Annotated in this window: 9 protein-coding genes; 8 read left to right on the top strand and 1 reads right to left on the bottom strand. The window is 35.6% G+C overall.

The features are described 5' to 3' along the window. From ACY65O_RS06050 to ACY65O_RS06015, 8 genes are all read left to right on the top strand, one after another. On the top strand, positions 1-314 hold a 314-nt coding region (locus ACY65O_RS06050), incomplete at its 5' end, for a hypothetical protein (RefSeq protein WP_462219954.1). 151 nt (positions 315-465) lie between these two features. Further along, complete coding sequence (locus tag ACY65O_RS06045) at positions 466-1,440, top strand: lipid A deacylase LpxR family protein (RefSeq protein ID WP_462219953.1); 975 nt, start codon at positions 466-468, stop codon at positions 1,438-1,440. Positions 1,441-1,519: 79 nt separating this feature from the next. Then, positions 1,520-1,975 (top strand): SsrA-binding protein SmpB, encoded by a 456-nt coding sequence (smpB, locus tag ACY65O_RS06040; protein WP_462219952.1) that lies wholly within the window; start codon positions 1,520-1,522, stop codon positions 1,973-1,975. Between the two features lie 70 nt (positions 1,976-2,045). Beyond that, positions 2,046-3,200, top strand: a complete 1,155-nt coding sequence (locus ACY65O_RS06035; RefSeq protein ID WP_462219951.1) for an acyl-CoA dehydrogenase family protein — start codon at positions 2,046-2,048, stop codon at positions 3,198-3,200. A gap of 144 nt (positions 3,201-3,344) precedes the next feature. Next, positions 3,345-4,118 carry an ABC transporter ATP-binding protein gene (locus ACY65O_RS06030; protein WP_462219950.1) on the top strand — a complete coding sequence of 258 codons (774 nt, stop codon included), beginning with the start codon at positions 3,345-3,347 and terminating at the stop codon, positions 4,116-4,118. A 2-nt stretch (positions 4,119-4,120) separates the two neighbouring features. Then, positions 4,121-5,785 carry a hypothetical protein gene (locus ACY65O_RS06025; RefSeq protein WP_462219949.1) on the top strand — a complete coding sequence of 555 codons (1,665 nt, stop codon included), beginning with the start codon at positions 4,121-4,123 and terminating at the stop codon, positions 5,783-5,785. Position 5,786: 1 nt separating this feature from the next. Next, the gene (locus ACY65O_RS06020) at positions 5,787-6,482 is read left to right on the top strand and encodes a YggS family pyridoxal phosphate-dependent enzyme (RefSeq protein WP_462219948.1); all 696 of its coding nucleotides are present in this window, start codon (positions 5,787-5,789) and stop codon (positions 6,480-6,482) included. Continuing rightward, the gene (locus tag ACY65O_RS06015) at positions 6,479-7,246 is read left to right on the top strand and encodes a sulfite exporter TauE/SafE family protein (protein WP_462219947.1); all 768 of its coding nucleotides are present in this window, start codon (positions 6,479-6,481) and stop codon (positions 7,244-7,246) included. Before ACY65O_RS06020 ends, ACY65O_RS06015 begins: the two co-directional genes overlap by 4 nt. Before the next feature lie 7 nt (positions 7,247-7,253). On the opposite strand, the gene ACY65O_RS06010 is transcribed toward ACY65O_RS06015, so the two are convergent. Next, on the bottom strand, positions 7,254-7,669 hold a 416-nt coding region (locus tag ACY65O_RS06010), incomplete at its 5' end, for a T9SS type B sorting domain-containing protein (RefSeq protein WP_462219946.1).

Below are 7,669 nucleotides of genomic sequence, written 5' to 3'. Positions count from 1 at the left end.
ATGAAAGGGCGGATAGAAAAATGCCTTCAAAATCTAATTTTTATTCAGTCATAAAAGACAAGACAAAGGAAGACGTTAACTGCATCTTTCAAAAGCGGGGTTGGACAATCCGCAAATCTTCAATGACAGACTTTGAAATTCAAAATAGTTGGACAGAATTAGTTTTACAAAGCGACAAGGAAAGTTTACTGTTACACGGTCTTGTAGCATATCATCCTGACAATGTAAAAATCATTGGACAGCTTTTCGCCAGCTTGAATTGTGATTATAAATTCGAGTTTTACGACAACGACAAAATTGTGGAGCAGACTTAAAACGGCATGTAACATCAGGTTTTGTGCAATTGGCGCATGACGTTGAAGCAATCATAGGCAGTGTGTCTCATCCTAAAATAGGTTTACACAAAAGTTGTAAATTTAAATTACCTCTTACATCTACCCGCTACCTTTTCCCGTATATCTTTCTGTGAAAAAATTACTTTTAAATCTTTTTATTACTTTTTTATTAGTTAATGGTGCTGCAATTGCAAAAGCACAATTAATTGATAACAGCTCTACCTTTAGAAAAATCAACCACAACAGTTATTTTCGTTTTCATTACGATAACGATTACTTTACCAAGACAGATGAATATTATACCCAGGGCATTACATTGGATTATGTGCATCCTTCAATAAAAAAATTTTCGCTGGCAAAATTATTATGGAAGCCTTACAAAACTGCACCACAATATGGCGTTTCATTTAATTTATTTGGGTACACCCCTACCAGTATTTTAAGCGATAGTATTTTATATGGCGACAGGCCTTTTAACGCCAACATATCTTTAAAAACATTTTTAATCCAGGCAGATGAAGTGCATCAGCAGCAAATATCCACGGCATTCAGTATTGGAATAATGGGGCCTTATGCATTGGGTTATCAAATTCAGGATAATATTCACCGCTGGTTAAAAAATCCTTTGCCGCATGGCTGGCAGTACCAAACAAAAAACGACATCATTATTAATTATCAAATTAATTACGAAAAACAATTGGTGAGTGCCGGTAATAATTTTTTACTGAATGCAACAGCAGAAGGAAGGGCAGGCACATTGAACAATAAACTTAGTGGCGGTTTTAATTTTATGGCCGGCCGGTTTAATAAAAGATTTTTACCCGTTACCTATAAAAAAAGAAAAGCTGAATATTATTTTTACGCACAAAACCGGGTAAATTTTATTGGTTACGATGCCAGCATACAGGGTGGCTTATTTACACGTAAAAATCCGTATACCATTGCTGCCGGCGACGTTAATAGAATAACTTTTCAGGCCGATGCCGGTATTATTGTAAATTTTAAAAAAATGTATCTCTCCTATACACAGTCTATTCTTACAAAAGAATTCCGTACCAGTAAATACCACCGCTGGGGCGGCGTAAGTGTTGGTTTTGCATTGTAACATAGGGTTGCAAACCTTTTCAACAACTTTAAATGCACAGAATTAACCAGCAGTCAATTAACCAATTTACTATTTACCTTTGTCAAAAATAAAAGCATTGGAAATTAGTAACCGCAAGGCATATCACGAATATTTTTTTGAAACAACTTATATTGCCGGTCTTGTACTGGGCGGAACCGAAATAAAAAGTTTACGGGCAGGCAAAGCAAGTTTTAACGACAGCTACTGCATTTTTCATAATGGCGAACTTTTTGTAAAAAGCCTGCACATTTCCGAATATTCGTTTGGCACTTACACCAACCACGAGCCCATGCAGGAAAGAAAGCTGCTGCTAAACAAACGGGAGCTGCAAAAATTAGAAGGCAAAATAAAAGAGAAAGGCTATTCTATTATTCCCCTAAAAATATTTTTAACCGAAAAAGGGTTTTTTAAAATGGAGATCGGCCTGGGTAAAGGCAAAAAATTATACGACAAGAGGGAAAGCATTAAAGAAAGAGAAAACGACAGGGATATAAAGCGTAAATACGGCATATAAAAATTACTCCACAATATTTACAATCACAGCCCCGGGGGCTTATTTTTGCACCAAACTAAAACGACTGCATATGGATTTTCAATTTACAGAAGAACAGTTAATGATAAAACAGGCGGCAAAAGATTTTGCCATAAACGAATGCCTGCCCGGTGTAATTGAACGGGATGATCTGCAAAAATTTCCGAAAGAACAAATAGAAAAATTGGCCGACCTTGGTTTTATGGGCATGATGGTAAAACCAGAATACGGCGGCAGCGGCATGGATACCGTGAGCTATGTTTTGGCTATGGAGGAAATTAGTAAAGTAGATGCCAGCGTTAGTGTTTGCATGAGTGTAAACAACAGTCTGGTTTGTTATGGCCTGCAGGAATATGGCAACGAAGCACAGAAGAAAAAATATTTAACGCCGCTGGCGCAGGGAAAAAAAGATGGCGAATTGCATATTGGTGCATTTTTACTGAGCGAACCCGAGGCCGGCAGCGATGCCACATCGCAACAAACTACTGCCGAAGATAAAGGCGACTATTATTTATTGAATGGTACTAAAAACTGGATCACCAATGGCAATACCGCTTCGGTGTATTTGGTAATTGCACAAACCGATATCAGCAAAGGCAGTCGGGGTATTAACGCTTTTATAGTAGAAAAAAACTGGCCAGGCGTAACCGTTGGTGCCAAAGAAAATAAATTAGGCATAAGAGGAAGTGATACGCACAGCATTTTATTTAATGATGTAAAAGTGCCTAAAGAAAACCGCATTGGCGAAGATGGATTTGGTTTTAAATTCGCCATGAAAACTTTAGCTGGTGGAAGAATTGGAATTGCCTCGCAGGCATTGGGCATTGCAAGCGGCGCTTATGAAAGATCTTTAGCGTACAGTAAACAACGTAAAGCTTTTGGTAAAGAAATTATGCACCACCAGATCATTCAATTTAAACTGGCGGATATGGCTACTAAAATTGAATGTGCAAGGATGCTTTGTTTAAAAGCTGCCTGGGAAAAAGATGAACATTTAGATTATACTTTAAGCGGCAGCATGGCAAAAGTTTTTGCCAGCGAAACTGCAATGTGGACAGCGACTGAAGCTGTGCAAATTCACGGCGGCTATGGTTTTGTAAAAGAATACCATGTGGAGCGTATGATGAGGGATGCAAAAATTACACAGATATATGAAGGTACCAGTGAGGTGCAAAGGATTGTGATTAGCAGGAGTATATTGAAGTAGCCCAGCCCCTCCTATCCTCCCCAAGGGGGAGGGAAATGGAGAAGATAGTTGCGAAGATGTGCAGATGAATGAAATATCGTTTGCACATTTTTTATTTAACCTGTTGGTGTTATATTACACTAATTTTTTTTCAACAAAATTATTATGAGTATTATCCAAATTTCATACCTGAAAAAACAATACCATGGCCGCTATGTTTTAAAAGGGATTAACCTAAATATTGATGCAGGGCAAATAGTGGGATACATCGGACCCAATGGTGCCGGAAAAAGTACCACCATAAAAATATTGACTGGTATTATTGGAGATTTTGACGGCGATGTTTCAGTGCTGGGAATGGATGTAAGAAAAAATCCGATTGAGATAAAACAAAAAATTGGTTATATACCCGAGCAGGCGGCATTGTATGATGTGCTTACGCCAATGGAATATTTACGCTTTGCAGGAAAACTTTACCAAATGGATGATGCTGCCATAGAAAAAAAATCGACGGAGCTGTTGCGCCTTTTCGAATTAAGTGATAAAGCCAATACCCGTATGAACGGCTACAGCAAAGGCATGAAACAAAAAGTTTTATTGATAAGCGGACTAATACACAACCCCGAAATTATTTTTTTGGATGAACCTTTAAGCGGCCTTGATGCCAACGCAGTTATTTTAATTAAAGAGATACTGGCCCAATTAAAACAAAGCGGTAAAACAATTTTTTATTCTTCTCATATTATGGATGTGGTAGAAAAAATAAGCGACCGTATTATTATTATTGATAAAGGAGAAGTAATTGCAGATGGCAGTTTTGAAACATTAAAAAATAATGCCCACCAGGGTTCTTTAGAAAATATTTTTACTTCTTTAACCGGAGGAACGGAGCAACATCAAAATACTGCAGAGCAATTTATTGATATTTTAAAAAGTTAATGATGGACAAAATAATTTTAAGGTTTGTATTATTCTGTTCTAAAATTTTAGTTAAGCAAGGCGTAGATTTTGAACGCTTAAAAATAATTGCCGAAACAAAAGTACTGATGGACCGCCGCCGTGTGTATATGAACTGGAAACAAGGCCAGCAAAAAGAAAATAGCAACCCCCTTCTAATTACGCATATAATTCATGTATTTTTGGGGCTGTTTATTGGAGGTATTGTGTTTGCATTTGAATCATTGATTTTAAGCATGATCTTTATTCATGCTTATGTTTTATTTATGATGTGCATGACGATGATAACAGATTTTAGTTCTGTACTTTTAGATACAACCGACAATCAGATTATTTTACCCAAACCGGTTAACAGCAAAACATTATTTGTAGCAAGGCTTGTACATATACTGGTGTATCTTTTACAATTCACCATAGCACTGGCAGCATTTCCAATAATTTTTATTTTTATAAAATTAGGAATACTAACTGGCTTTGCAAGTATAGTAACCATATTATTAACGGTGGCATTTGCAGTTTTCATCACTTATCTTTTATATGCTTTAATATTAAGATTTAGCAATGAGCAAAAGGTAAAAGATATTGTTGGTTATTTTCAAATTTTTATGACAGTTTTTTTTGCTGTTGGATTTCAAATTATACCGAGATTAATAAATTTTAATCAGCTGGAAGTATCTTTTCAATTATATACTTCTTCCTATTTTTTACCCCCGGTTTGGATGGCGCTTACTTTAGATGCACTTTATAATTTTAATTTTGACGGCATTCATTTAATAATGATTTTTTGTGCATTTGCAGTGCCGGCATTTACTTTTTGGTTGATGATAAGATACCTGGCCCCTGCCTTTGCCAGAAAACTGACAGTACTTAACAATGATGGTGCAGGTAAAAAAAATACCAATGGTATAAAACAAAAATCTAAAAGTATTTCAGAAAAAATTTCAGGCATTATTTGCCCCTCCAAAACAGAAAGCAGCAGTTTTGAAATGGTATGGAAAATAACAGGCAGAGATAAAAATTTTAAATTGCAGTTTTACCCAAGTCTTGCTTATATACTGGTATTTATTTTTATTTTTGTTTTTAAAAGCGGACAAAATGTGGAGGCATTATGGAAAAACTTATCCTCAACTAAAATGTTTTTATTTTTTATTTATTTACCCATGCTTTCCCTTGGCGGCAGTTTAGCATTTATTACCACTCACGAAAATTTTCAGGCATCGTGGATATACCAATCTACCCCAATTGCAAAACCCGGATACTTAATTAGTGGTGGCTTAAAAGTAATACTTGTCAAATTCTTTATACTCATTTATCTCTTCCTGTTTTCTTTTACTTTATATGTGTGGGGCAGTGCAATTATTGATGATTTTATTTTAGGTTTTTTCAATAATATTTTTTTGTTTTTACTGATCATCAATTTGCAGGACCATTACCTGCCATTTTCCCGCCAGATAAATACAAAACAGCAAAGCGGCAAATTTGTACAGACAATGTTGCAAATGATAATAATTGCAGCAATTGTAGGTGTACATTATTTAATAATTACTATTTCCTGGTTAACTTATTGCTTACTGCCAGTATCCGTTGTTGGTTGTTATTATTTATTAAAAAGAATTCAAAATTTAAACTGGTTAAAAATTTCATTTTAAAATGGCTGTAAATATCCCTGCATATCAACAAATAAAAACTGAACTGGATAATAAAAAGGTCGCTTTAGTTGCAGTTAGCAAAACTAAACCTATTGAGGATATACAGGCACTTTATAATTTAGGCCAACGGGATTTTGGAGAAAATTATGTACAGGAATTAGCAGAAAAATACGAACAGTTGCCCAAAGATATCCGCTGGCATTTTATTGGCCACCTGCAAAGTAACAAAGTAAAATATATTGCGCCGTTTGTGCATTTAATACATGGTGTTGACAGTTTTAATTTATTAAAAGAGATAAATAAGCAGGGTTTAAAAAATAACCGGGTTATAAATTGTTTACTGCAAATACATATTGCCAAAGAAGAAACTAAATTTGGTTTTGCAGAAAAGGAGTTGCACGAATTAAACCAAATACACGATACTTCGACAAGCTCTGTACACGAATTGAAAAATATAAATATCATTGGGATGATGGGCATGGCTTCTTTTTCGGATGACATGAATGCAGTAAAAAATGAATTTGCATCTTTAAAAATAATTTTTGATAAATATGCTTTATTGCCCATTGCCAATTGTCAATTGTCAATTCTTTCTATGGGCATGAGCAGCGATTATAAAATTGCAATTGAAGAAGGCAGTAACATGGTACGCATTGGCAGTTTATTATTTGGTGAAAGAAATTACACAGCCAAATGACCTACGAAATAATTATTCTTTGCATAGCTGCATTTGCCGCTGGTTTTATTGATGCCATTGTTGGTGGTGGCGGATTGGTACAAACGCCGGCAACCTTGGTAACACTTAAGCAATATCCTTTAGCAACTCTTTTAGGCACTACAAAAATTCCTTCTTTTTTTGGTGCTTCCATTGCAGCTGTGCAGTACAGTATAAAAGTAAAACTTAACTGGAAGCTATTAGCAATGATGTGCAGCATTGCATTAACAGCCGCTTATGCAGGTTCAAAAACTGTAGCGGTTGTAAGTAATAGTTTTATGAAACCAATTTTATTTGTGGTACTTATACTGGTGGCTATTTATACCTATACCAAAAAAGATTTTGGGCAATCGGTAAAAACATCGCTTACAAAAAATAACAAAATTATTTATTGCTTATTGTTTGCTTTAATCATTGGGTTTTATGATGGCTTTATTGGCCCCGGTGCAGGCAGTTTTATGGTACTATTTTTTATAAGTGTTTTAGGCTTCGATTTTTTAAGGGCCAGTGCCCACTCTAAATTATTAAATGTGTCTACCAATATTGGTTCTATTTTATACTTTAGTGGCAGCGCCAATATTCTGTATTTTTACGCAATACCCATGGCTGTTTTTAATTTTGCAGGTTCACTGTTAGGTGCCAGGCTGGCCATTTTAAAAGGCAACAAATTTATCCGCATCTTTTTTCTTGTTGTAGTTTCAGGAACCATTATACGTTTTGGGTACGATATATTTTTTAAAAAATAATTTTCTATTACCTGTAAAGTACCGTTGTACCTCTTTGGTTGTGCACTTTTCCATCAACATCAATTGCTTCTATTACCCAAACAACAGTTTGTATTTCCTGGGGTTGATTATTTATTTTACCATCCCAGCCAGGCAAGTCACTTTTCATTTCAAAGAGCAGTTTCCCCCAACGGCTATAAATTCTGAAATAGTTCACTTTTATAATACCCATCATTACAGGTCTCAAATAATCATTCTTACCATCGCCACCAGGGGTAAAAGCAGTGGGTACAAAAATGTCAATCTTTTTGTGGGTCTTCACCAATTGAGTATCAACAGTAAAACAACCGGAAGGGTTTTTTATTCTTACCGTGTATAATTGCGCATTAATACCCCTGAACACAGGAGAAGGGCTGTTTCTGTCATCTAAACTTGCCGGTGGCG

The organism is Ferruginibacter sp., from assembly GCF_031430955.1.
Classification (GTDB): domain Bacteria; phylum Bacteroidota; class Bacteroidia; order Chitinophagales; family Chitinophagaceae; genus Ferruginibacter.
The sequence above is the reverse complement of the archived record's forward strand: the minus strand, read 5'-3'. Positions and strand labels throughout refer to the sequence as shown.

Bases quoted from the DNA above. Each gene is read 5' to 3' on its own strand.
- ACY65O_RS06030 (WP_462219950.1), top strand. From the start codon at position 3,345: ATGAGTATTATCCAAATTTCATACCTGAAAAAACAATACCATGGCCGC.
- ACY65O_RS06025 (WP_462219949.1), top strand. From the start codon at position 4,121: ATGGACAAAATAATTTTAAGGTTTGTATTATTCTGTTCTAAAATTTTA.
- ACY65O_RS06035 (WP_462219951.1), top strand. From the start codon at position 2,046: ATGGATTTTCAATTTACAGAAGAACAGTTAATGATAAAACAGGCGGCA.
- ACY65O_RS06020 (WP_462219948.1), top strand. From the start codon at position 5,787: ATGGCTGTAAATATCCCTGCATATCAACAAATAAAAACTGAACTGGAT.
- ACY65O_RS06015 (WP_462219947.1), top strand. From the start codon at position 6,479: ATGACCTACGAAATAATTATTCTTTGCATAGCTGCATTTGCCGCTGGT.